General features: G+C 67.0%; 31 protein-coding genes and 1 pseudogene. All 32 read right to left on the reverse strand.

Annotated elements, in window-relative coordinates:
• Positions 1-472 precede the first annotated feature (472 nt).
• Positions 473-1,072 carry a 50S ribosomal protein L17 gene (gene rplQ / locus WYM_RS15200; protein ID WP_019181704.1) on the reverse strand — a complete coding sequence of 200 codons (600 nt, stop codon included), beginning with the start codon at positions 1,070-1,072 and terminating at the stop codon, positions 473-475.
• Positions 1,073-1,135: 63 nt separating this feature from the next.
• Entirely contained in the window at positions 1,136-2,125 is a 990-nt protein-coding gene (locus tag WYM_RS15205) for a DNA-directed RNA polymerase subunit alpha (RefSeq protein ID WP_019181705.1), read from the reverse strand.
• A 158-nt stretch (positions 2,126-2,283) separates the two neighbouring features.
• Positions 2,284-2,682 carry a 30S ribosomal protein S11 gene (gene rpsK / locus WYM_RS15210; RefSeq protein WP_019181706.1) on the reverse strand — a complete coding sequence of 133 codons (399 nt, stop codon included), beginning with the start codon at positions 2,680-2,682 and terminating at the stop codon, positions 2,284-2,286.
• A 39-nt stretch (positions 2,683-2,721) separates the two neighbouring features.
• Positions 2,722-3,096, reverse strand: a complete 375-nt coding sequence (gene rpsM / locus WYM_RS15215; protein ID WP_019181707.1) for a 30S ribosomal protein S13 — start codon at positions 3,094-3,096, stop codon at positions 2,722-2,724.
• A gap of 180 nt (positions 3,097-3,276) precedes the next feature.
• Positions 3,277-3,393, reverse strand: a complete 117-nt coding sequence (gene rpmJ / locus WYM_RS15220; protein WP_005050492.1) for a 50S ribosomal protein L36 — start codon at positions 3,391-3,393, stop codon at positions 3,277-3,279.
• 66 nt (positions 3,394-3,459) lie between these two features.
• A complete protein-coding gene (gene infA / locus WYM_RS15225; RefSeq protein ID WP_017201569.1) occupies positions 3,460-3,681 on the reverse strand; it encodes a translation initiation factor IF-1 in 222 nt (73 codons plus the stop codon).
• A 150-nt stretch (positions 3,682-3,831) separates the two neighbouring features.
• The gene (locus WYM_RS15230) at positions 3,832-4,524 is read right to left on the reverse strand and encodes a DsbA family protein (protein WP_019181708.1); all 693 of its coding nucleotides are present in this window, start codon (positions 4,522-4,524) and stop codon (positions 3,832-3,834) included.
• A 14-nt stretch (positions 4,525-4,538) separates the two neighbouring features.
• The gene (map, locus tag WYM_RS15235) at positions 4,539-5,381 is read right to left on the reverse strand and encodes a type I methionyl aminopeptidase (protein WP_019181709.1); all 843 of its coding nucleotides are present in this window, start codon (positions 5,379-5,381) and stop codon (positions 4,539-4,541) included.
• A 2-nt stretch (positions 5,382-5,383) separates the two neighbouring features.
• Entirely contained in the window at positions 5,384-5,980 is a 597-nt protein-coding gene (locus WYM_RS15240; RefSeq protein WP_019181710.1) for an adenylate kinase, read from the reverse strand.
• Positions 5,977-7,302, reverse strand: a complete 1,326-nt coding sequence (gene secY, locus WYM_RS15245) for a preprotein translocase subunit SecY (RefSeq protein ID WP_019181711.1) — start codon at positions 7,300-7,302, stop codon at positions 5,977-5,979. The genes WYM_RS15240 and secY overlap by 4 nt, the downstream gene beginning before the upstream one ends.
• A 102-nt stretch (positions 7,303-7,404) precedes the next feature.
• A complete protein-coding gene (gene rplO, locus WYM_RS15250) occupies positions 7,405-8,019 on the reverse strand; it encodes a 50S ribosomal protein L15 (protein ID WP_019181712.1) in 615 nt (204 codons plus the stop codon).
• Positions 8,019-8,204, reverse strand: coding sequence for a 50S ribosomal protein L30 (gene rpmD, locus WYM_RS15255; RefSeq protein WP_018171461.1), 186 nt, complete (start codon positions 8,202-8,204; stop codon positions 8,019-8,021). Before rpmD ends, rplO begins: the two co-directional genes overlap by 1 nt.
• A pseudogene (rpsE, locus tag WYM_RS15260) lies at positions 8,204-8,895 on the reverse strand (30S ribosomal protein S5). The gene rpmD and the pseudogene rpsE overlap by 1 nt, the downstream one beginning before the upstream one ends.
• Positions 8,892-9,251 (reverse strand): 50S ribosomal protein L18, encoded by a 360-nt coding sequence (rplR, locus tag WYM_RS15265; RefSeq protein WP_019181714.1) that lies wholly within the window; start codon positions 9,249-9,251, stop codon positions 8,892-8,894. Before rplR ends, rpsE begins: the two are co-directional and overlap by 4 nt.
• 2 nt (positions 9,252-9,253) lie before the next feature.
• On the reverse strand, positions 9,254-9,790 hold the full coding sequence (gene rplF / locus WYM_RS15270; RefSeq protein ID WP_019181715.1) for a 50S ribosomal protein L6: 537 nt from the start codon (positions 9,788-9,790) through the stop codon (positions 9,254-9,256).
• A 6-nt stretch (positions 9,791-9,796) separates the two neighbouring features.
• Entirely contained in the window at positions 9,797-10,195 is a 399-nt protein-coding gene (gene rpsH / locus WYM_RS15275; RefSeq protein ID WP_019181716.1) for a 30S ribosomal protein S8, read from the reverse strand.
• A gap of 130 nt (positions 10,196-10,325) precedes the next feature.
• Complete coding sequence (gene rplE / locus WYM_RS15280; protein WP_019181717.1) at positions 10,326-10,916, reverse strand: 50S ribosomal protein L5; 591 nt, start codon at positions 10,914-10,916, stop codon at positions 10,326-10,328.
• A gap of 2 nt (positions 10,917-10,918) precedes the next feature.
• A complete protein-coding gene (gene rplX / locus WYM_RS15285) occupies positions 10,919-11,278 on the reverse strand; it encodes a 50S ribosomal protein L24 (RefSeq protein WP_019181718.1) in 360 nt (119 codons plus the stop codon).
• A gap of 2 nt (positions 11,279-11,280) precedes the next feature.
• Positions 11,281-11,649 carry a 50S ribosomal protein L14 gene (gene rplN, locus WYM_RS15290; RefSeq protein ID WP_019181719.1) on the reverse strand — a complete coding sequence of 123 codons (369 nt, stop codon included), beginning with the start codon at positions 11,647-11,649 and terminating at the stop codon, positions 11,281-11,283.
• Positions 11,650-11,684: 35 nt separating this feature from the next.
• Positions 11,685-12,029: a 30S ribosomal protein S17 gene (gene rpsQ, locus WYM_RS22415; RefSeq protein ID WP_019181720.1), complete on the reverse strand. Its 345-nt coding sequence runs from the start codon at positions 12,027-12,029 to the stop codon at positions 11,685-11,687.
• Entirely contained in the window at positions 12,029-12,343 is a 315-nt protein-coding gene (gene rpmC, locus WYM_RS15300) for a 50S ribosomal protein L29 (protein WP_019181721.1), read from the reverse strand. Before rpmC ends, rpsQ begins: the two co-directional genes overlap by 1 nt.
• A complete protein-coding gene (gene rplP / locus WYM_RS15305) occupies positions 12,343-12,762 on the reverse strand; it encodes a 50S ribosomal protein L16 (protein ID WP_018171451.1) in 420 nt (139 codons plus the stop codon). The genes rpmC and rplP overlap by 1 nt, the downstream gene beginning before the upstream one ends.
• Positions 12,762-13,517: a 30S ribosomal protein S3 gene (gene rpsC, locus WYM_RS15310; RefSeq protein ID WP_019181722.1), complete on the reverse strand. Its 756-nt coding sequence runs from the start codon at positions 13,515-13,517 to the stop codon at positions 12,762-12,764. The genes rplP and rpsC overlap by 1 nt, the downstream gene beginning before the upstream one ends.
• Positions 13,517-13,930 (reverse strand): 50S ribosomal protein L22, encoded by a 414-nt coding sequence (gene rplV / locus WYM_RS15315; RefSeq protein WP_019181723.1) that lies wholly within the window; start codon positions 13,928-13,930, stop codon positions 13,517-13,519. The genes rpsC and rplV overlap by 1 nt, the downstream gene beginning before the upstream one ends.
• 22 nt (positions 13,931-13,952) lie before the next feature.
• The gene (rpsS, locus tag WYM_RS15320) at positions 13,953-14,234 is read right to left on the reverse strand and encodes a 30S ribosomal protein S19 (protein ID WP_019181724.1); all 282 of its coding nucleotides are present in this window, start codon (positions 14,232-14,234) and stop codon (positions 13,953-13,955) included.
• A 12-nt stretch (positions 14,235-14,246) separates the two neighbouring features.
• The gene (gene rplB, locus WYM_RS15325) at positions 14,247-15,086 is read right to left on the reverse strand and encodes a 50S ribosomal protein L2 (protein WP_019181725.1); all 840 of its coding nucleotides are present in this window, start codon (positions 15,084-15,086) and stop codon (positions 14,247-14,249) included.
• 24 nt (positions 15,087-15,110) lie between these two features.
• A complete protein-coding gene (rplW, locus tag WYM_RS15330) occupies positions 15,111-15,416 on the reverse strand; it encodes a 50S ribosomal protein L23 (RefSeq protein WP_019181726.1) in 306 nt (101 codons plus the stop codon).
• Entirely contained in the window at positions 15,413-16,075 is a 663-nt protein-coding gene (rplD, locus tag WYM_RS15335) for a 50S ribosomal protein L4 (RefSeq protein ID WP_026059852.1), read from the reverse strand. Before rplD ends, rplW begins: the two co-directional genes overlap by 4 nt.
• Positions 16,076-16,079: 4 nt before the next feature.
• Entirely contained in the window at positions 16,080-16,739 is a 660-nt protein-coding gene (gene rplC, locus WYM_RS15340; RefSeq protein ID WP_019181728.1) for a 50S ribosomal protein L3, read from the reverse strand.
• Between the two features lie 8 nt (positions 16,740-16,747).
• A complete protein-coding gene (gene rpsJ / locus WYM_RS15345) occupies positions 16,748-17,056 on the reverse strand; it encodes a 30S ribosomal protein S10 (protein WP_019181729.1) in 309 nt (102 codons plus the stop codon).
• A 515-nt stretch (positions 17,057-17,571) separates the two neighbouring features.
• Positions 17,572-18,528 carry a class C sortase gene (locus tag WYM_RS15350; protein ID WP_019181730.1) on the reverse strand — a complete coding sequence of 319 codons (957 nt, stop codon included), beginning with the start codon at positions 18,526-18,528 and terminating at the stop codon, positions 17,572-17,574.
• A gap of 112 nt (positions 18,529-18,640) precedes the next feature.
• Positions 18,641-20,074: a SpaH/EbpB family LPXTG-anchored major pilin gene (locus WYM_RS20450; RefSeq protein ID WP_019181731.1), complete on the reverse strand. Its 1,434-nt coding sequence runs from the start codon at positions 20,072-20,074 to the stop codon at positions 18,641-18,643.
• Positions 20,075-20,133: the final 59 nt, after the last annotated feature.

Consider the following 20,133-nt stretch of genomic DNA (forward strand, 5'->3'; position numbering starts at 1 on the left):
GTCATAAGCGGAGGAGATGAGCGAGAACGGAGGAGCTTTCGCCCCGATCCGTCCTCCCGCTTCTGCCATCTCCTCCGATCGTTCACGGGCCCTCCGCGCCTGGCATCGACCTCACCCCCTAGGCCACCGGCCCGTCGCAAGACCGGAGGAGATGAGCGAAAACGGAGGAGCTTTCGCCCCGATCCGTCCTCCCGCTTCTGCCATCTCCTTTGTTCGTCCACGGGTGTCCGCGCACCCGGGCCCACGGACCACGGACCACGGACCACGGACCACGGACCACGGACCACGGACCACGGACCACGAAACTACGCCGCGACCCACCCCCAGCCCGCGGTTACTGAGATCCGCACCCCGCGCCCCACCCACAGAACGCAGCAAGACCCGCAGCCCCGAAGGGCCGCGGGTCTCGCGGTGCAAGGGTGGTCGGAGCACGAGGCTCCGACGGGCCGGGCTGCGACGCCCGGCCGACCGATTACTCGGACTTCTCCTCGGCGGGCGCCTCGACGGCGTCCTCGGCAGCGGCCTCGGCGGCCTCGCCCTCTTCCGGCGACTCGGCGCCGGCTTCGGTAGCCGACTCGTCCGGAGTCGAGTCCTGGGTCTGCTCTTCAGTCACGGTCGACTCCTCTGCAGCGGTCTCGTCAGCGTCGGTAGCCGACGCAGCGGGGGCGGCGGCATCCGCCTTCGCAGCCTTCTTGGCGGACGGCTTCTTGGTGACGGGCTCGAGGACGAGCTCGATCACGGCCATGGGGGCGTTGTCGCCCTTGCGGTTGCCGACCTTCGTGATGCGAGTGTAGCCGCCCTCACGGTCGGCGACGAGCGGCGCGATCTCGGTGAAGAGCTCGTGCACGACGGACTTGTCGCCGATGATCCCCAGCACACGACGACGCGCGTGCAGGTCGCCGCGCTTGGCGAACGTGATCAGGCGCTCGGCGAGCGGACGCAGGCGCTTGGCCTTGGTCTCGGTCGTCTTGATCGACTTGTGCGTGAAGAGGGCCGCGGCGAGGTTCGCAAGCAGCAGGCGCTCGTGGGCGGGGCCGCCTCCGAGGCGGGGACCCTTGGTGGGCTTGGGCATTCTCAATTACTCCAGTGGGAAGAAGTCGGTTATGAAACGGATGCCTCGGGCAGAGGCATCCGATCAGACGGTCTCGTCGTCGTAGCCGCCGTAGAAGTGCGCGCCGTCGAACCCGGGAACCGAGTCCTTCAGCGACAGACCGAGCGAGATGAGCTTGTCGCGCACCTCGTCGACCGACTTCTGACCGAAGTTGCGGATGTTCATGAGCTGCGTCTCCGAGAGGGCGACGAGCTCCGACACGGTGTTGATGCCCTCGCGCTTGAGGCAGTTGTACGAGCGCACCGACAGGTCGAGGTCCTCGATCGGCATCGACAGCTCGTTCGACAGGACGGTCTCGACCGGCGCGGGGCCGATCTCGATGCCCTCGGCCTCGACGTTCAGCTCGCGCGCCAGACCGAACAGCTCGGTCAGGGTGCGGCCGGCCGACGCGACGGCGTCACGCGGAGCCATCGACGACTTGGTCTCGACGTCGAGGATGAGCTTGTCGAAGTCGGTGCGCTCACCGGCACGGGTGGCCTCGACGCGGTACGACACCTTCAGAACGGGCGAGTAGATCGAGTCGATCGGGATCTGACCCGCCTCGGCGTACTCGTTGCGGTTCTGCGTCGCCGACACGTAACCACGGCCACGCTCGATGGTCAGCTCGAGCTCGAACTTCGCGGTGTCGTTCAGGGTCGCGATGACCAGCTCGGGGTTGTGCACCTCGACGCCCGCCGGAGCGGAGATGTCGGCGGCGGTGACCTCACCGGAGCCGGTCTTGCGCAGGTAGGCGGTGATGGGCTCGTCGCGCTCGCTGGAGACGACCAGCTGCTTGATGTTGAGGATGATCTCGGTGACATCCTCCTTGACACCGGGAATGGTGCTGAACTCGTGGAGGACGCCGTCGATGCGGATCGACGTCACGGCTGCGCCGGGGATGGACGACAGGAGGCTGCGACGCAGCGCGTTGCCGATCGTGTAGCCGAAGCCGGGCTCCAGCGGCTCGATGACGAAACGGCTGCGGAACTCCCCGACCTTCTCCTCGGTCAGAGTGGGACGCTGTGCGATGAGCACTATGTGTTCCTTTCGATCACGTGCCCGCTATATGACACGTGCGGTGAGAGTGAGGTGTTGAGTTTTACTCGAGGGATGCCTCGGGCAGAGGCATCCGGAAACGGTGGTGGCCCTCCGGCAGGCGCAGGGAATCCCCGAGCCTGCCGAAGGGCGAGAGATCAGACGCGGCGGCGCTTCGGCGGACGGCAGCCGTTGTGAGCCTGGGGCGTGACGTCCTGGATCGAGCCGACCTCCAGGCCGGCGGCGGTCAGCGAGCGGATCGCGGTCTCGCGGCCCGAACCCGGACCCTTCACGAAGACGTCGACCTTCTTGACGCCGTGCTCCTGCGCCTGGCGGGCAGCGGACTCCGCGGCCATGCCGGCGGCGTACGGCGTCGACTTGCGCGAGCCCTTGAAGCCCACGCCACCCGACGACGCCCAGCTGATGACGGCGCCCGACGGGTCGGTGATCGAGACGATCGTGTTGTTGAACGTCGACTTGATGTGGGCCTGGCCCACGCTGATGTTCTTCTTCTCCTTGCGACGCGGCTTGCGCGCAGCGGACTTGGCCTGTGCCATGTTGCGTTCTCCCTAAAATCCTGGGGCGCCGGCGGAGGCCTAGCGCGCCTTCTTCTTGCCGGCGACGGTGCGCTTCGGACCCTTGCGGGTGCGCGCATTCGTCTTGGTGCGCTGACCGCGCACCGGGAGGCCGCGACGGTGGCGGATACCCTCGTAGGAGCCGATCTCGACCTTGCGGCGGATGTCGGCGGTCACCTCGCGGCGGAGGTCACCCTCGACCTTGTAGTTGGCCTCGATGTAGTCGCGGAGCGCAACGAGCTGGTCGTCGCTGAGGTCCTTGACGCGGATGTTCTCGTCGATCTCCGTCGCAGTGAGGATCTCGTTCGAGCGGGTACGGCCAACGCCGTAGATGTACGTGAGGGCGATCACCACGCGCTTGTCGCGCGGGATGTCTACGCCGGCAAGACGTGCCATGCGGTTCTCCTAAGGAGTGAGTGGAGGTGTGGAGCAGCATCGGTGCCCGGGCCTCCGCCCGAGGTGTCCCCCGCTCACGCGGGTTCTGATGCTGCCGTGTCTGTCTTCAGTTGTGAGATTGTGTTCGATTGTGAGCTTGGGGATGCCGCGGTCCGCGGCATCCGTCAGCCTTCGACCTGATCAGCCCTGGCGCTGCTTGTGGCGCGGGTTGCTCTTGCAGATCACCATGACGCGGCCGTGGCGGCGGATGACCTTGCAGTGGTCGCAGATGGGCTTGACGGAGGGATTGACCTTCATGATTTTCCTGCTTCGCTGTCTTCACCGGGCAGGCGGGAGCGCCTGGGGTGTTACTTCTCGACCGGTCTAGCGGTAGCGGTAGACGATACGGCCGCGGGTCAGGTCGTAGGGGCTGAGCTCCACGACCACGCGGTCCTCCGGAATGATGCGGATGTAGTTCTGCCGCATCTTGCCCGAGATGGTGGCGAGCACCTTGTGTCCGTTGCTCAGCTCAACGCGGAACATCGCGTTGGGCAGCGCCTCGGAGATCACGCCTTCGATCTCGATGACACCGTCTTTCTTCGCCATATACTCGCTAACGCTCCTTTGCAGACCGGCCGGTCTGCGGGGTGGATGGGATTGGTGCGGCGACACGCCGATATAGGCGCAACGCACCAAAGATCAATCATACGTGATAGCGCAGGCCTCGGCAAACCGAGTCGCGCATGCCGCCTCCGGTCACTCGAAGAGCGACATGAGCTGGCCGGGCTCGGGCAGCTGGGAGTTGGCGATGACCTCGCCGTTGACGGCGACGGTGGGGGTGCCGATGCCCTGCGAGCCAGGCTGCGACGGCGTCCTCTCGGTCATCGCGGCCACGAAGCCCCGGTAGGTGCCCTCGCTCTGGCACGACTCGATGCCGGTGACGCCCACCGATGCGGCGACCTCGAGGATCTGCTCGTCGGTGAGGCCCGGCGTGCGCTCCTGCGGCTGGTTCGCGAACATCGCCTGCAGGAAGGGCAGAATGGCCTCGCCGTCGACCGAGGCGACGCAGTACGCCGCGTTGGCCGCGCGCGTCGAGAACTCCGTACCCTCCGACTCGCGGTCGAGGATCGAGATCGGGTGCACGCCGAGCGTGATGCTGCCGTCCTCGACCAGGCTCTCGATCTCGGCGCCGTACACCTGCTCGAACTGGTTGCAGATCGGGCACATGAAATCGATGTAGGTGTCGAGGCGGTTCTCGCCGGTGCCGACGACGATCGCGCCGGTCTCGGTGTCGATGTTCGCCGCGGACGGGGTGTTCACCGGGTCGGGCTCTTCGGACCTGTTGTTCAGCGTCACCACGAGGACCGACACCAGGACGAGCGCCACGACCACCGCGACACTCACCCAGATCGCGAACCAGTTGATCTTGCGCGAACCCTGCTGTGCCATCTCGGCTCCTCGAACTATGAGATCTCTTGCGGGGTCACACCGAAGGGCGCCAGCCCCGCCGCGCCACCATCGGGTGCCGTCAGCACCCAGATACCGCCATCATGCACCGCGACGCTATGTTCCCAGTGAGAGCCGGCCGTACCGTCGATCGTCGAGACCGTCCAGCCATCGTCCTCGACATAGGTGGCCTGGTCGCCGATGACGACCATCGGCTCGATCGCGAGCACGAGACCGGGGCGAACCTCGGGCCCCGGGTCCGAGACGCGGTAGTTGAACACCGACGGCGACTCGTGCATCTTGCGGCCGATGCCGTGACCGACGTACTCGCGCAGGATCCCGTACGTCCCCGTCTCCGGGGAGTGCGTCTCGATGTGCTCCTGGATCGCGGCGCCGATCTCGCCGAGGTGCTTCGCGGTCGCGAGTGACGCGATGCCGGCCCAGAGCGACCCCGCGGTGACGTCCGAGAGGTGCTGGCGCTCGGCGACGACCTCGGGTCGCGCCGGGTCGGGCACGACGAAGGTGAACGCCGAGTCCCCGTTCCAGCCCTTGTACTCGGCACCGGCATCGATCGAGAGGATGTCGCCGGGTTCGAGCGCCCGGTCTCCCGGGATGCCGTGCACGACCTGCTCGTTGACCGACGCGCAGATGGTGTGGCGATACCCGCGCACCATCTGGAAGTTCGACTTCGCGCCCCGGGCGGTGATGAGAGCGGATGCCGCGGCATCCAGCTCGCCCGTCGTCACACCCGGAGCGATCATCTCGCGCACCGCATCCAGGGCGGCGGCGGTGATCAGTCCCGGTTCCACCATCGCCCGCAGCTGGGCGGGGGACTTGTAGATGGAGCGGCGCAGCGACACGGTCAGGCCGCGGCGGGGCGCAGGAGCCCGCGCGCCTCGAGCGCCGCGACGATGCGCTCGGTGATCTCGTCGAGCCCGCCGACGCCGTCGATCCGGTCGACGATGCCGCGGGTGCGGTACACGTCGAGGATCGGCGCGGTCTCGCGCTCGTAGATGGCGAGGCGGTTCGCGATGACCTCTTCGGTGTCGTCGGTGCGGCCCTGCTCGGCCGCGCGCTGCGACAGGCGGGCGATGCTCTCATCGCGGGGCACGTCCAGCTCGATGACGGCGTCGAGCGACTCGTCGCGCCCCTCGAGGAAGTCGTCCAAGCTCGCGACCTGCGCGATGTTGCGGGGGAAGCCGTCGAGGAGGAATCCCTCCGCGGCATCCGCCTGCGAGAGCCGGTCGCGGACGACGGCGCTGGTCAGCTCGTCGGGAACGAGGTTGCCCGACTCGATGATGGCCTTGACCTGCTGCCCCAGCGGCGAGCCGTCTGCGACAGCCCCGCGGAAGACATCGCCGGTGGAGATGGCGGGGATGCCGAAGGCCTCGGCGATGCGGACACCCTGCGTGCCCTTGCCCGAACCCTGCGGGCCGACGATGAGAAGACGAGTGGTCATCGGAGGAGCCCTTCGTAGTGTCGCTGCTGCAGCTGCGCGTCGATCTGCTTCACCGTCTCGAGGCCGACGCCGACGATGATCAGGATCGAGGCTCCACCGAACGGGAAGTTCTGGTTGGCGCCGACCGTCGCCAGGGCGATGAGCGGGATGAGAGCGATGAGACCCAGGTAGAGCGAGCCCGGCAGCGTGATGCGCGTGAGCACGTAGTCGAGGTACTCGGCGGTGGGACGACCGGCACGGATGCCCGGGATGAAACCGCCGTACTTCTTCATGTTGTCGGCGACCTCGACCGGGTTGAAGGTGATCGCGACGTAGAAGTAGGTGAAGCCGACGATCAGCAGGAAGTACACCAGCATGTAGATCGGGCTGTCGCCGTTGGTGAAGTACGTCTGGATCCACTGCACCCAGCCGGGGATCTCGTTGTCGGCGTTCGGCTGCGTGTTGAACTGCGCGATGAGCGCGGGGATGTACAGCAGCGACGAGGCGAAGATGACGGGGACGACGCCGGCCATGTTGACCTTGATCGGAATGTAGGTGTTCGTGCCGCCGTACGTGCGGCGGCCGACCATGCGCTTGGCGTACTGCACCGGGATGCGCCGCTGCGACTGTTCGACGAACACCACCAGCGCGACGACCACGATGCCGACGGCGAGCACCAGCAGGAAGACCTCGAAGCCGCGCGACGCCCAGATGGCGCCCATCGCCGCCGGGAAGGTCGCAGCGATCGAGGTGAAGATGAGGAGCGACATGCCGTTGCCGATGCCGCGCTCGGTGACCAGCTCGGCGAACCACATGATGAGGCCGGTACCGGCGGTCATCGTGATGATCATGAGGAGCTGCGCCCACCACACGTCGTTCGTGAGGAGCTGCTCGCACTCGGGAATACCGGTGGTGCCGAAGAGCTGACCGCTGCGCGCGACGGTGACCAGCGTCGTCGACTGCAGCAGCGCGAGCGCGATCGTGAGGTAGCGCGTGTACTGCGTCAGCCGGGCCTGACCCGCCTGACCCTCCTTGTAGAGGGTCTCGAAGTGCGGGATGACCACGCGCAGAAGCTGCACGATGATCGTCGCGGTGATGTACGGCATGACGCCGAGCGCGAAGATCGACAGCTGCAGCAGCGCGCCGCCCGAGAAGAGGTTGACCAGCCCCAGCAGACCGTCTGTGCCGGCCGACTGGTCCAGACACGACTGGACGTTCGGGAAGTCGACGAACGGTGCCGGGACGTGGGCGCCGAGCCGGTACAGGGCGATGATCGCCAGGGTGAAGCCGATCTTCCGCCGAAGGTCGGGAGTGCGGAAGACCCGCGCGATGGCGCTGAACAAGAGGACTCCTCCAGAGGGGATGCCGGCACGCACGGCGACGTGCCAACGTCCAGGGTAACCCAGTGGGGGTCGGAGCAAGCTCCGACCCCCACTGATGACCGCTTACTTGACGGTGCCGCCCGCGGCGACGATCTTCTGCTCGGCAGAACCCGAGACCTTGTCGACCGCCACGTCGAGCTTGACCGAGATGTCGCCGGTGCCGAGCACCTTGACCTTCTCGTTCTTGCGCACCGCACCCTTGGCGACCAGGTCGCTCACGGTGACCTCGCCACCGGCCGGGTACAGCTCCGCGAGCTTGTCCAGGTTCACGACCTGGTACTCGACGCGGAACGGGTTCTTGAAGCCACGGAGCTTCGGGGTGCGCATGTGCAGCGGCATCTGCCCACCCTCGAAGCCGACCTTGACCTGGTAGCGGGCCTTCGTGCCCTTGGTACCACGGCCCGCGGTCTTGCCCTTCGAGCCCTCACCGCGACCGACACGGGTCTTGGCGGTGTTCGAGCCCGGGACCGGACGCAGGTGGTGCACCTTCAGCACGCCGGGGCGCGACGCCGGGGCGTCGGCCTTCGGAGCAGCCTTCTTCGCAGGAGCCTTCTTCTCGGCAGCCGGCTTGTCGGCAGCGGCAGCCTTCTTGGGGGCGTCCGCCTTCTTGGCGGCAGTCTTCTTGGGGGCCTTCGCCTCCGCCTCGACGGCCTCGTTCTTCTCGGCCTTCTCAGCCATCAGTCGATCTCCTCAACCTTCACGAGGTGCGCGACGGTCCGGACGTAACCGCGCGTCTGCGCGTCGTCGGGACGGACGACGGAGTCGCCGATCCGCTTCAGACCCAGCGAACGCAGCGTGTCACGCTGGTTCTGCTTCTCGCTCACCTTGGACTTGACCTGCGTGACCTTCAGACGCGCAGCCATCAGACACCTGCCTTCGCAGCGGCCGCGGCCTCAGCCTCGGCACGGACGAGACGGGCGGGGCGACCTGGTCGAACTCGAGACCGCGACGTGCGGCGACCGCACGGGGCTCCTCGAGCTGCTTCAGGGCCTCCACCGTCGCGTGGACGATGTTGATCGTGTTCGACGAGCCGAGCGACTTCGACAGCACGTCGTGGATTCCGGCGCACTCGAGGACGGCACGCACCGGGCCACCGGCGATGACACCGGTACCGGCAGCGGCGGGGCGCAGCAGCACCACACCGGCAGCGGCCTCACCCTGCACCGGGTGCGGGATGGTCGAGCCGACGCGGGGCACGCGGAAGAAGTTCCGCTTGGCCTCTTCGACACCCTTCGAGATCGCCAGGGGGACCTCACGGGCCTTGCCGTAGCCGACGCCGACCACACCGTTGCCGTCGCCGACGACGACGAGCGCGGTGAAGCTGAAGCGACGACCGCCCTTGACGACCTTCGAGACGCGGTTGATGGTGACGACGCGCTCGAGGAACTGGCTCTCGTTGCGATCGCGGCCCCCGCGCTCGCGGTTGGGGTTGCGCTCGCGACCGCCGCGACGCGGCTCGCGCTCGGCGGGCGCCGTAGCGGTGGCGGTAGCGGCCTCGGCCGGAGCCTCGGCAGCAGCCTGCTCGGTCACGATGTTCTCCTTGTTCTCGCTCACAGGTTCAGACCTCCCTCGCGGGCGCCTTCGGCGATCGCGGCGACACGACCCGCGTAGCGGTTGCCACCACGGTCGAACACGACGGCAGACACGCCGGCAGCCTTCGCGCGCTCGGCGAGCAGCTCGCCGACCTTGCGGGCCTTGGCGGTCTTGTCGTCGTCGGACACGCGCAGGTCGGTCTCGAGCGTCGACGCCGAGGCCAGCGTGTGGCCCTTGCTGTCGTCGACGATCTGGACGAACACGTGACGTGCCGAGCGGGTGACGACCAGGCGCGGACGCTCGGTGGTGCCGACGACCTTCTTGCGAAGGCGGGCGTGACGACGCGCGCGGGCGTCGGTCTTCGTCTTAACAGCCATGGTTACTTACCACTCTTTCCGGCCTTGCGCCGGACGACCTCGCCGGCGTAGCGCACACCCTTGCCCTTGTACGGCTCGGGCTTGCGGATCTTGCGGATGTTCGCAGCCGCCTCGCCGACGGCCTGCTTGTCGATGCCGCTCACGGTGAGCCTGTTGTTGCCCTCGACCGTGAAGGTGATCCCGGCGGGCGGCTCGACCAGGACGGGGTGCGAGAAGCCGAGGGCGAACTCGACCGAGCTGCCCTTCTGCGCCACGCGGTAACCCGTGCCGACGACCTCGAGGCCCTTGGTGTAGCCCTGGGTGACCCCGATGATGTTGTTGTTGATGAGCGTGCGGGTCAGGCCGTGGAGCGAACGCGACTCGCGCTCGTCGTCGGGACGGGTCACGATGACCTGGCCCTCTTCGACCTTGACTTCGAGGGGACGGGCCACGGTGAGCGCGAGCTCGCCCTTGGGGCCCTTGACGGCGACATCCTGGCCTTCGACCGTGACGGTCACACCGGCGGGGATGTCGATCGGAAGACGACCGATTCGCGACATGTCAGATCACCACACGTAGGCGAGGACTTCCCCACCCACGCCCTTCTGCTCGGCCTGGCGGTCCGTGAGAAGACCGGAGGAGGTGGACAGGATGGCGACACCGAGGCCGCCGAGGACGCGCGGGATCTCGGTGGACTTCGCGTAGACGCGGAGGCCGGGCTTCGACACGCGCTTGATGCCGGCGATCGACCGCTCGCGGTTCGGGCCGTACTTGAGGGTCAGCGTGAGGGTCTGGCCGACGCGCGCGTCGCTGACCTCCCAGCCGGAGATGTAGCCCTCCCGCTGGAGGATCTCGGCGATGTGGGTCTTGAGCTTGGAGCTCGGCAGCGACACGGAGTCGTGGTGCGCCGAGTTCGCGTTGCGCAGACGGGTCAGCATGTCTGCGACCGGGTCTGTCATTGTCATGTGTGGGTTCCTTTGTTCAGGAGGTTTCGGCTGCCGTTACACGACAGACGACCTTCCAGACGACGATGTTCAGTTGTGATGCCCCTTCGGCAGGCTCAGTGACCGAATGGTCGCTGAGCCCGTCGAAGCGTCAGGCCTGCTGGTCCTCGTTGCGGAAGGGGAAGCCCAGGTGGCGCAGCAGCGCACGACCCTCGGCATCCGTCTTCGCGGTCGTGACGACCGTGATGTCGAAACCGCGGACGCGGTCGATCTTGTCCTGGTTGATCTCGTGGAACACGGACTGCTCCTGGAGACCGAAGGTGTAGTTGCCGTGACCGTCGAACTGCTTGGCCGACAGACCGCGGAAGTCGCGGATGCGGGGCAGGGCGAGGTTGACCAGGCGGTCCACGAACTCCCACGCGCGGTCGCCGCGGAGGGTGACGTGCGCGCCGATGGCCTGTCCTTCGCGCAGCTTGAACTGCGCGATCGACTTGCGGGCCTTGGTGACGACGGGCTTCTGACCCGTGATCTTGGTGAGGTCGTCGACCGCGCCATCGATCACCTTGCTGTCGCGAGCTGCCTCGCCGACACCGGTGTTCACGACGACCTTGACGAGGCCGGGGATCTGCATGACGTTCGGGTAGCCGAACTCGTCCTGCATGGCCTTCTTGATCTCGGCGTTGTACTTCTGCTTCAGGCGGGGCTGGATCTTGCCAGCCACCGCGGCAGTGGCGGTGCTCATATTCAGAGGTCCTTGCCTGACTTCTTCGCGTAGCGCACGCGGACCGTGCGCTTCACGCCATCCTTCGTCTGCTCCTCGACGCGGTGACCGACACGGGTCGGCTTCTTGGTCGAGGGGTCGACGACGGCGACGTTGGAGATGTGGATCGGGGCTTCCATCGTCTCGATGCCGCCCGTCTTGGTGCCGCGCTGGCTCTGGCCGACGCGGTTGTGCTTGGTGACGAAGTTCACGCCCTCGACGATGACACGGTTCTGCTCAGCGAGGACCTCGAGGACCTTGCCCTGCTTGCCGCGGTCGCCGCCGCGCTCGGGCTTGGCGCCCGAGATGACCTGAACCAGGTCGCCCTTCTTGATCTTCGCCATGATCAGATGACCTCCGGGGCCAGCGAGACGATCTTCATGAACTTCTTGTCGCGAAGCTCACGACCGACCGGTCCGAAGATGCGGGTGCCGCGGGGCTCCCCGTCGCTCTTCAGGATGACGGCGGCGTTCTCGTCGAACTTGATGTACGAGCCGTCGGGACGACGGGTCGACTTGACTGTGCGGACGACGACGGCCTTGACCACGTCGCCCTTCTTGACGTTGCCGCCGGGGATCGCGTCCTTGACCGTGGCGACGATGATGTCGCCCACGCCGGCGTAGCGCCGGCTCGAGCCACCGAGCACACGGATCGTGAGCAGCTCCTTGGCGCCGGTGTTGTCGGCGACCTTGAGGCGGGATTCGTTCTGAATCACTTCTTACTCCTTGGGTTCCAAGTGAGCCGCGAGGCTTACTTGGCCTTCTCGAGGATCTCGACCAGGCGCCAGCGCTTGGTGGCGCTCAGCGGGCGGGTCTCGTTGATGACGACGAGGTCGCCGATGCCGGCAGTGTTGCCCTCATCGTGCGCCTTGACCTTCGAGGTGCGACGGATGACCTTGCCGTAGAGGGGGTGCTTCACGCGGTCCTCGACCTCGACGACGATCGTCTTGTCCATCTTGTCGCTGACGACGTAGCCGCGGCGGGCCTTACGGTATCCGCGGGCGTCGACGTCGCGCACATCGTGCGCGGCGGACTCGTGGCCCGCAGCCTGCGCGACGACCTCGGCCTCGGCGGCCTTCTTCTTGGTCTCAGCCATTACTCGGCCTCTTCCTTCGTAGCCTCGTCAGCGGCATCCGCCTTCTTGGCCTTCGTCTTCTTCGCCTTGGTCGCCGTCTCCACGGGAGCGGGAGTGGCACGGATGCCGAGCTCACGCTCACGGATGACGGTGTAGAGACGCGCGATGTCGCGCTTGACCGCACGGATGCGGCCGTGGCTCTCGAGCTGGCCGGTGGCCGACTGGAAGCGCAGGTTGAACAGCTCTTCCTTGGCCTTGCGCAGCTCCTCGACCAGGCGCTGGTCTTCGAACGTGTCGAGCTCGCTCGGGGCGAGCGTCTTGGTGCCGATCGCCATTACGCGTCGCCCTCCTCGCGCTTGATGATGCGTGCCTTGAGAGGCAGCTTGTGGATGGCACGGGTCAGGGCCTCGCGAGCGAGCTCCTCGTTGACACCGGCGACCTCGAAGAGGACGCGACCCGGCTTGACGTTTGCGACCCACCACTCGGGGGAACCCTTACCGGAACCCATGCGGGTCTCGGCCGGCTTCTTGGTGAGCGGACGGTCGGGGTAGATGTTGATCCACACCTTGCCGCCACGCTTGATGTGACGGGTCATCGCGATACGAGCGGACTCGATCTGACGGTTCGTCACGTACGCGGGCGTGAGCGCCTGGATGCCGAACTCGCCGAAGGAGACCTTCGTGCCGCCGGTGGCCTGGCCGCTGCGACCCGGGTGGTGCTGCTTGCGGTACTTGACCTTGCGGGGGATGAGCATTACGCCGACGCTCCTTCTGCCACGGGGGCCTCGTTGCGGCGATCGCCGCGCGGACCGCGACGGTCACCGCGCTCACGCGCCGGCTTCTGGTTCGCCTGCTCGCGCGCGAGCTCCTTGTTGGTGAGGTCGCCCTTGTAGATCCAGACCTTCACGCCGATGCGGCCGAAGGTGGTCTTCGCCTCGTAGAAGCCGTAGTCGATGTTCGCGCGCAGCGTGTGCAGCGGCACACGACCCTCGCGGTAGAACTCCGAGCGGCTCATCTCGGCGCCGCCGAGGCGGCCGGAGACCTGGACGCGGACGCCCTTGGCGCCGGCCCGCTGAGCACCCTGCAGACCCTTGCGCATCGCGCGACGGAACGCCACGCGAGCAGTGAGCTGCTCGGCGATGCCCTGCGCGACGAGCTGAGCGTCGGCCTCGGGGTTCTTGACCTCGAGGATGTTCAGCTGGATCTGCTTGCCGGTGAGCTTCTCGAGGTCGGCGCGGATGCGCTCGGCCTCGGCGCCGCGGCGACCGATCACGATGCCCGGACGGGCGGTGTGGATGTCGACGCGGACACGGTCACGCGTGCGCTCGATCTCGATGTTGCTGACGCCCGCGCGGTCGAGCGAGGTCGTCAGCAGGCGACGGATCTTGATGTCCTCGGCCACGTAGTCGGCGTAGCGCTGTCCCGGCTTCGTGGAGTCGGAGAACCAACGCGACACGTGGTCCGTGGTGATGCCGAGGCGGAAGCCGTACGGGTTTACCTTCTGTCCCATTACTTGCTCGCCTTCTTGGTCTTGGTACCGGGGGCTGCCGAGCTTGTCGAAGCATCAGCGACCTCGGGCGTCGAGAGCACGACCGTGATGTGGCTCGTGCGCTTCTTGATCTGGAAAGCACGACCCTGGGCGCGGGGCTGGAAACGCTTGAGCGTCGTGCCCTCGTCCACGTACGCGTTCTTCACGTACAGGTCCTGCTCGTCCAGGAACTCGCTGTCCTTGTCGGCCTTCACGCGAGCGTTCGCGATCGCCGAGGCGACGAGCTTGTAGATCGGCTCGCTCGCACCCTGCGGCGCGAACTTGAGGATGGCCAGGGCCTCCTCGGCCTGCTTGCCCTTGATGAGCGCGACGACACGACGAGCCTTCTGAGGGGTCACGCGGATGTGTCGCACGCGTGCGATGGACTCCACCATTTCTCTCTCCTCTTGCGTCGCCTTAGCGGCGACGGCCCTTCTTGTCGTCCTTCACGTGGCCGCGGAAGGTGCGGGTGGGCGCGAACTCGCCCAGCTTGTGGCCGACCATGGTCTCGGTCACGAACACAGGGATGTGCTTGCGACCGTCGTGCACGGCGATCGTGTGGCCGAGCATGGCCGGGACGATCATCGAACGGCGCGACCAGGTCTTGATGACGTTCTTGGAACCGGCTTCGTTCTGGACGACGACCTTGCGAAGCAGGTGCTCGTCGACGAAGGGGCCCTTCTTAAGGCTACGAGGCATCTTCCTCTACTCCTACTTGCGCTTCTTGCCGGCATTGCGACGGCGAACGATGTACTTGTCGCTTTCCTTGTTCGCGTGACGGGTCCGTCCTTCGGACTGGCCCCACGGCGAAACAGGGTGACGACCACCGGAGGTCTTGCCCTCGCCACCACCGTGGGGGTGGTCGACGGGGTTCATCGCGACACCGCGGACGGTCGGGCGGATGCCCTTCCAGCGGTTGCGACCGGCCTTGCCCCAGTTGATGTTCGACTGCTCGGCGTTGCCGACCTCGCCGACGGTCGCGCGGCAGCGCGCGTCGACGTTGCGGATCTCGCCCGAGGGCAGACGCAGCTGGGCGTAGGGGCCGTCCTTGGCGACGAGTCGCACCGAGGTGCCGGCCGAACGAGCCAGCTTGGCACCGCCGCCGGGGCGGAGCTCGATCGCGTGGATCACGGTACCGGTGGGGATGTTCTTCAGCGGCAGGTTGTTGCCCGGCTTGATGTCGGCCGAGGCGCCCGACTCGACGATGTCGCCCTGCGACAGCTTGTTCGGCGCGAGGATGTAGCGCTTCTCGCCGTCGAAGTAGTGCAGGAGCGCGATGCGCGCGGTGCGGTTGGGGTCGTACTCGATGTGTGCGACCTTCGCGTTGACGCCGTCCTTGTCGTTGCGACGGAAGTCGATCACGCGGTACTGGCGCTTGTGGCCACCACCGATGTGACGCGTCGTGATGCGGCCCTGGTTGTTGCGGCCACCGGTCTTGCTCAGCGGGCGGAGGAGCGACTTCTCAGGCGTCGATCGGGTGATCTCGGCGAAGTCGGCCACCGACGAGCCGCGGCGACCCGGGGTCGTGGGCTTGTACTTGCGAATAGCCATATCTCTAGTCCTCTATCCCGACCGTCAGCCGACTGCCGTGAAGATGTCGATGGTGCCCGACTTCAGGGTCACGATGGCGCGCTTGGTGTCCTTGCGCTTGCCGGTGCCGAAGCGGGTGCGGCGCGCCTTGCCGACGCGGTTGATCGTGTTGACCGCGGCCACCTTGACGCCGAAGATCTTCTCGATCGCGAGCTTGATCTCGGTCTTCGAGGCGCGCGGGTCCACGAGGAACGTGTACTTGCCCTCGTCGATCAGACCGTAGCTCTTCTCGGAGACGACCGGCTTCAGGATGATGTCGCGCGGGTCCTTGTTAACGGCGATGCTGCTCATGCCGAGACCTCCTGGGTGACGCCGGACTTCGACGCGACGAACGCGTCGTAGGCGGCCTGGGTGAAGACGATGTCGTCGGAGACGATGACGTCGTAGGCGTTCAGCTGGTCGGAGTACAGCACGTGAACGTACGCGAGGTTGCGGACGCTCAGCGTGGTGAGCTCGTCGTCGCGGTCGATGACGACCAGGACGTTCTTGATCGCACCGAGTGCGGTCAGCACGGCCGACGCGGCCTTGGTCGAGGGCGCGCCCTCGATGCCGAAGGACTCGACGACGTGAAGACGCTCGCCACGAGCACGGTCGCTGAGCGCGCCCAGCAGGGCGGCGGCGATCATCTTCTTCGGGGTGCGCTGGGAGTAGTCGCGCGGCTTGGGGCCGTGCACGATGCCACCGCCGGTCATGTGCGGCGCGCGGATCGAGCCCTGACGGGCGTTACCGGTGCCCTTCTGCTTGAAGGGCTTGCGGCCGGCGCCCGAGACCTCACCGCGACGCTTGGTCGAGTGGGTGCCCTGGCGAGCCGCCGCGAGCTGCGCGACGACGACCTGGTGGATGAGGGGGATGTTCGTCTTGACGTCGAAGATCGAAGCCGGGAGCTGGATCGAACCAGCCGCCGTGCCGTCTGCCTTCACGACGTCGAGCGCGAGAGTCGAGTCAGCCATGAGATCAGGCACCCTTCACTGCGTTGCGGACGTAGACGATGCGGCCACGAGCACCGGGGACGGCGCCCTTGACGAGCAGCAGACCCTTCTCGGCGTCGACGGCGTGCACCGTGAGGTTGAGGACGGTCACGCGCTCGCCACCCATACGGCCGGCCATGCGCATGCCCTTGAAGACGCGGCTCGGGGTCGACGAGGCGCCGATCGAGCCCGGCTTGCGGTGGTTGCGGTGCGCACCGTGCGAAGCGGAGACGCCCTTGAAGTTGTGACGCTTCATGACACCCGCGGTGCCCTTGCCCTTGCTGGTGCCGACCACGTCGACCAGCTGGCCGGACTCGAACGTGCCGTCCACCGTGAGCTCCTGACCGAGTGAGTAGTCAGCAGCGTCCGCCGTGCGGACCTCGGTGAGGTGACGGCGCGGGGTGACGCCCGCGGCGTCGAAGTGCGCCGTGAGGGGCTTGTTCACCTTGCGGGGGTCGATCTGCCCGTACGCGATCTGCACGGCGTTGTAGCCGTCCTTCTCGGGCGTGCGAACCTGGGTGACCACGTTCGGGGCGATCTCGATGACGGTGACGGGAACGAGCTTGCCGTTCTCGTCCCAGACCTGAGTCATGCCGAGCTTGGTGCCGAGCAGGCCCTTGGAAACCTTGTTGTTGATGTCAGCCATGTCGAACCTCAGAGCTTGATCTCGATGTTCACATCGGCCGGGAGGTCGAGACGCATGAGCGAGTCGACTGCCTTGGGCGTCGGGTCGACGATGTCGATCAGACGCTTGTGGGTGCGCATCTCGAAGTGCTCGCGGCTGTCCTTGTACTTGTGGGGGGAACGGATCACGGGGATCACGTTCTTCTCCGTCGGAAGGGGCACGGGGCCCACGACCGTCGCACCGGCACGGGTCACGGTGTCGACGATCTTGCGCGCCGACGAGTCGATGATCTCGTGGTCGTACGACTTCAGGCGAATGCGGATCTTCTGTCCCGCCATTGTCTGCTCACTCTCTTTCTCGCGTCATACCGTCCCGGGGCTCCCCCGAGGGCATTGGACGCACGGTGGCGCTAGGCGCCATGGCACTTCTGCACTGCTGCGCAGTGCGTTGCTGCACCGCTGTTCTGATGTCAATCCGGAGGCCGCGCCGAAGCGCCGCTCCCGGCATCCGTCCTCCGACCGCACGCGGAGCAGCGCTCCGGAATGGAAGGATTCGAGATGTGGTGGTTCTGCTGCCCGCGGCCTAGGACTCTGCGCTTTCGCGCCGCCTATGCACTGCCCTGGCAGTGATCCGGTGCACGCCGAAAGGGGCGCCGGAATGTGGAACTTCCCTAGTCTACGTGCAGCCCGGGCGTGTCGCAAACTCGGGCGTGTCGCGCGGCGCGTATGCTCGGCGGCTTCCCAGGCACGGCTGCGCCGGCGACGGATGCCGCGGCCGCCGCGCAGGCGGAAGGCTGCGGCCAGGGAGGCCTCGAGAGGGCGAGCCTTGGGGGGCCCTCGCCCTCTCGAGGGGTTCAGGGGGTCGGTCGCCCGTTCGCGGGGAGGACCGACGGGTCGCTTCGGGTCCGCGGGGGGCGCCCGGCGAACCACACGAACAGTCCGAGGACGGCGACTGCTCCGGCGACGGGGAAGACCCACCACGGGAAGCCCGGGATATCGGGCGTCAGTCCGGCATCGGCGACCTGCTCGGGGGGCGTCGGCAGCAGCCGCTCGCCGGTCACCAGGATGCGGTGGCTGTTCACGCCGAGGGGGGTGCAGGTCACGAGGGTGACGAGGTCCTGCCCCGCGCTCGGGTACAGCGTCTCGGTGTCTTCGGGCGCGACCACCTGGGTGCTGACGACCCGGTAGGTGATCACCTCGCCGAACACCTCGATGGTGAACTCGTCGCCCTCCGCGACCTGGTCGAGGTTCGTGAAGAGGGTGGACGAGGCGAGGCCGCGGTGAGCGGTCAGCACCGCGTGCGTATCGTCGCCGCCGACCGGCAGAGCCGTGCCCTCGAGGTGCCCGACGCCCTTCTGCAGCGTCTCCTCCGTGGTGCCGTGATAGATCGGCAGGTCGATGCCGGCGGCCGGAACGCGCAGTCGCGCCATCAGACCTTGGTCGTCGGCGGAGAGAAGAGAGGCGTATTCGTTGTCGGCTGTGGCGCCCTCGGCGACCGGAACCCGCTCGTTCGCGGCCACCTCGGCGCCGCCGATGAGCTCTGAGTTGTACTGCCGCGCCCGCTCGAGCTCGGCCGCCAGGTTGTCGGGGCCGATCTCCTGGACTTCTTCGGAGTAGTCGTCGATCATCTGCGACTGCTCGTACTGCGAGAACCACCCGGCGGCTGCCGGATAGGTCAGGACGAGCACGCCCACGAGGCCGATGACCGCGACGACGAGCGCGAGGCCCGACAGCCGCCACCGCGTGCGCTCACGACGCACCGAACGCCGCGTGACGGCATTCGGCTCGAGGGGCGGTGCGGTGAGGGTCACGACATCTCCTGACAGTGCGAGTGATGAGGGTGAGCCCGTGACGGGAGCGGGAGTCGGGTCCCTCTCCCGCCACGGGGCTGGTGGCCGGGGCGGCGTGTGCCGCCCCGGCGGTTCAGGCGCGGACCGGAGCGGTCCGACGACGGGTGATCATGATGGCGGCGCCCGCAGCGACGAGCAGCAGCGCGCCTCCGCCGATGCCGAACATCAGCGCGCCGTCGCCACCGGTGAGGGGCAGCGCGTACGCGGGGATCTTCGTGTTCTCGACGACCTTCTCGACCTGGGCACCGGCAGTCTTGGTGATCTCGACCGCGATGCGCTTCTCGATGCCGTAGTAGCCGTTGGGCGCCGTCTTCTCCTGCAGCCAGTAGGTGACACCGGTCTTGAGACCCGGGATCGTCACCGTTCCGTCGGCACCGGTGGTGAAGGCGGTCTTGCTGTCAGGAGCGAAGGCCAGCGGGGTGCCACCGGTCTCGGACGTGTAGACCTCGAACACAGCGCCTGCGAGGGCGTCCTTGGTGGCGCTGTCCTTCTTGACGATGTTCAGCTTCGCCCAGGTGGTCTGCACCTCGTTGGTCTTGTACTCGTTGCCGTTGATGTTCACGAAGGCGGTGTTCTTGATGACGCCGTCACCGACCTCGTTCACCTTGGTGGTGATCACGAGCGTGACCGAGCCGCCGGGAGCAGCGGCCAGCTTTGCGAGACCGGAGGCAGTGAACGTCGCGGTGACCTTGTTGGCGGCCTCCGAGATCGTGACGTCAGCGGACGTGAGCGCGGTGCCGCCGAGCGAGACGGTTGCCGACACGTAGCCCAGACGCGCGTCGAGCGTGTCGGTGAGGACGTAGCTCTTCAGGTCGGATGCCGCGGCGAAGGCCGGCACGGTGGCCGAGACCGTCCACGACACCTGGTCGCCGAGTGCGTACGCCTTGGAGTCGTCGACGGCCTTGGTCGGCGCGCTCGCAACAGCGTTCTTCGGGTAGACGTGGATGTCGTAGTTCCAGCCGGCCTTCTCGCCGACGTTGGGCAGCGGCACGGTCACGAGGAACGGCGCGGCGGGCGAGACGATGTTCGCGGGACCCGACACTTCCTGCACGAGGTACAGGCCGAGCGACAGCTGTGAGGCGACGGCCACGCCGTTCGCGTCGGTCGCCGTCAGATTGGTCGCGGTTCCGAGGCCGCCAGGCAGCGTGCCGTTCTGGCTGAGCGCCTTGGCCGCCTTCTCGGCATCCTCCCAGCCCTTGTTGGTCGTCAGGTCGATGCCCGTGACCGGCGTGACCGAGAAGACGACGCCGGCGATCGGCTTGAGGCCCTTCGCAGTGATGTCGCCCTGCGGAACCAGCGTGCCGTTGTTCGGAAGGCCGCTGGCGGGGTGCGGCTGCTCGAACTTGTGGATCGTCACACTCCCCTTCACGTTCTTGTCGATGTTCGGGCCGGTGGTGTCGGTCGCCGAGGCGGGCCCGGCGATGCTGATGGCGCCGAGTGTCGCGAGTGCGACGACTCCGGCCGAGGCGATGAGCCGCCCCAGACGGCCCTTCGGTGTGGATGTCATTTCATTTCCCCAGAAGTGTTCAGACATGAGTGATGGATGGATGGTGCGTGCGGATCGGG

The sequence above is a fragment of the Microbacterium yannicii PS01 genome (genome assembly GCF_000304335.1).
GTDB classification, from domain to species: domain Bacteria; phylum Actinomycetota; class Actinomycetes; order Actinomycetales; family Microbacteriaceae; genus Microbacterium; species Microbacterium yannicii_A.

Coding starts and splice junctions, on each gene's coding strand:
- rplE (WP_019181717.1), bottom strand. CDS start 10,916: ATGAGCACCGCCACTGCCGCGGTGGCTGGCAAGATCCAGCCCCGCCTG.
- rplQ (WP_019181704.1), bottom strand. CDS start 1,072: ATGCCCAAGCCCACCAAGGGTCCCCGCCTCGGAGGCGGCCCCGCCCAC.
- rpmC (WP_019181721.1), bottom strand. CDS start 12,343: ATGGCGATCGGCACCAAGACGCTCGCCCCGAGCGAGCTCGACACGTTC.
- rpsS (WP_019181724.1), bottom strand. CDS start 14,234: ATGCCTCGTAGCCTTAAGAAGGGCCCCTTCGTCGACGAGCACCTGCTT.
- rpsQ (WP_019181720.1), bottom strand. CDS start 12,029: ATGGCTGAGACCAAGAAGAAGGCCGCCGAGGCCGAGGTCGTCGCGCAG.
- rpmJ (WP_005050492.1), bottom strand. CDS start 3,393: ATGAAGGTCAATCCCTCCGTCAAGCCCATCTGCGACCACTGCAAGGTC.
- rplV (WP_019181723.1), bottom strand. CDS start 13,930: ATGGTGGAGTCCATCGCACGCGTGCGACACATCCGCGTGACCCCTCAG.
- rplR (WP_019181714.1), bottom strand. CDS start 9,251: ATGGCTGTTAAGACGAAGACCGACGCCCGCGCGCGTCGTCACGCCCGC.
- rplW (WP_019181726.1), bottom strand. CDS start 15,416: ATGAGCAGCATCGCCGTTAACAAGGACCCGCGCGACATCATCCTGAAG.
- rpsM (WP_019181707.1), bottom strand. CDS start 3,096: ATGGCACGTCTTGCCGGCGTAGACATCCCGCGCGACAAGCGCGTGGTG.
- rplF (WP_019181715.1), bottom strand. CDS start 9,790: ATGTCGCGAATCGGTCGTCTTCCGATCGACATCCCCGCCGGTGTGACC.
- rpsH (WP_019181716.1), bottom strand. CDS start 10,195: ATGACAATGACAGACCCGGTCGCAGACATGCTGACCCGTCTGCGCAAC.
- rpsJ (WP_019181729.1), bottom strand. CDS start 17,056: ATGGCGGGACAGAAGATCCGCATTCGCCTGAAGTCGTACGACCACGAG.
- WYM_RS15230 (WP_019181708.1), bottom strand. CDS start 4,524: ATGGCACAGCAGGGTTCGCGCAAGATCAACTGGTTCGCGATCTGGGTG.
- infA (WP_017201569.1), bottom strand. CDS start 3,681: ATGGCGAAGAAAGACGGTGTCATCGAGATCGAAGGCGTGATCTCCGAG.
- rplO (WP_019181712.1), bottom strand. CDS start 8,019: ATGGCTGAGAAGGCCGAGAAGAACGAGGCCGTCGAGGCGGAGGCGAAG.
- WYM_RS15240 (WP_019181710.1), bottom strand. CDS start 5,980: ATGACCACTCGTCTTCTCATCGTCGGCCCGCAGGGTTCGGGCAAGGGC.
- rplB (WP_019181725.1), bottom strand. CDS start 15,086: ATGGCTATTCGCAAGTACAAGCCCACGACCCCGGGTCGCCGCGGCTCG.
- rplP (WP_018171451.1), bottom strand. CDS start 12,762: ATGCTCATCCCCCGCAAGGTCAAGTACCGCAAGCAGCACCACCCGGGT.
- rpsC (WP_019181722.1), bottom strand. CDS start 13,517: ATGGGACAGAAGGTAAACCCGTACGGCTTCCGCCTCGGCATCACCACG.
- WYM_RS20450 (WP_019181731.1), bottom strand. CDS start 20,074: ATGACATCCACACCGAAGGGCCGTCTGGGGCGGCTCATCGCCTCGGCC.
- rplD (WP_026059852.1), bottom strand. CDS start 16,075: ATGGCTGACTCGACTCTCGCGCTCGACGTCGTGAAGGCAGACGGCACG.
- rplX (WP_019181718.1), bottom strand. CDS start 11,278: ATGGCGAAGATCAAGAAGGGCGACCTGGTTCAGGTCATCTCGGGCGCC.
- rpmD (WP_018171461.1), bottom strand. CDS start 8,204: ATGGCTGCGCGTCTGAAGGTCACGCAGGTCAAGTCCAAGGTGAGCGAG.
- rpsK (WP_019181706.1), bottom strand. CDS start 2,682: ATGGCACAGGCCAAGTCCGCTGCGCGCAAGCCGCGTCGCAAGGAGAAG.
- rplC (WP_019181728.1), bottom strand. CDS start 16,739: ATGGCTGACATCAACAACAAGGTTTCCAAGGGCCTGCTCGGCACCAAG.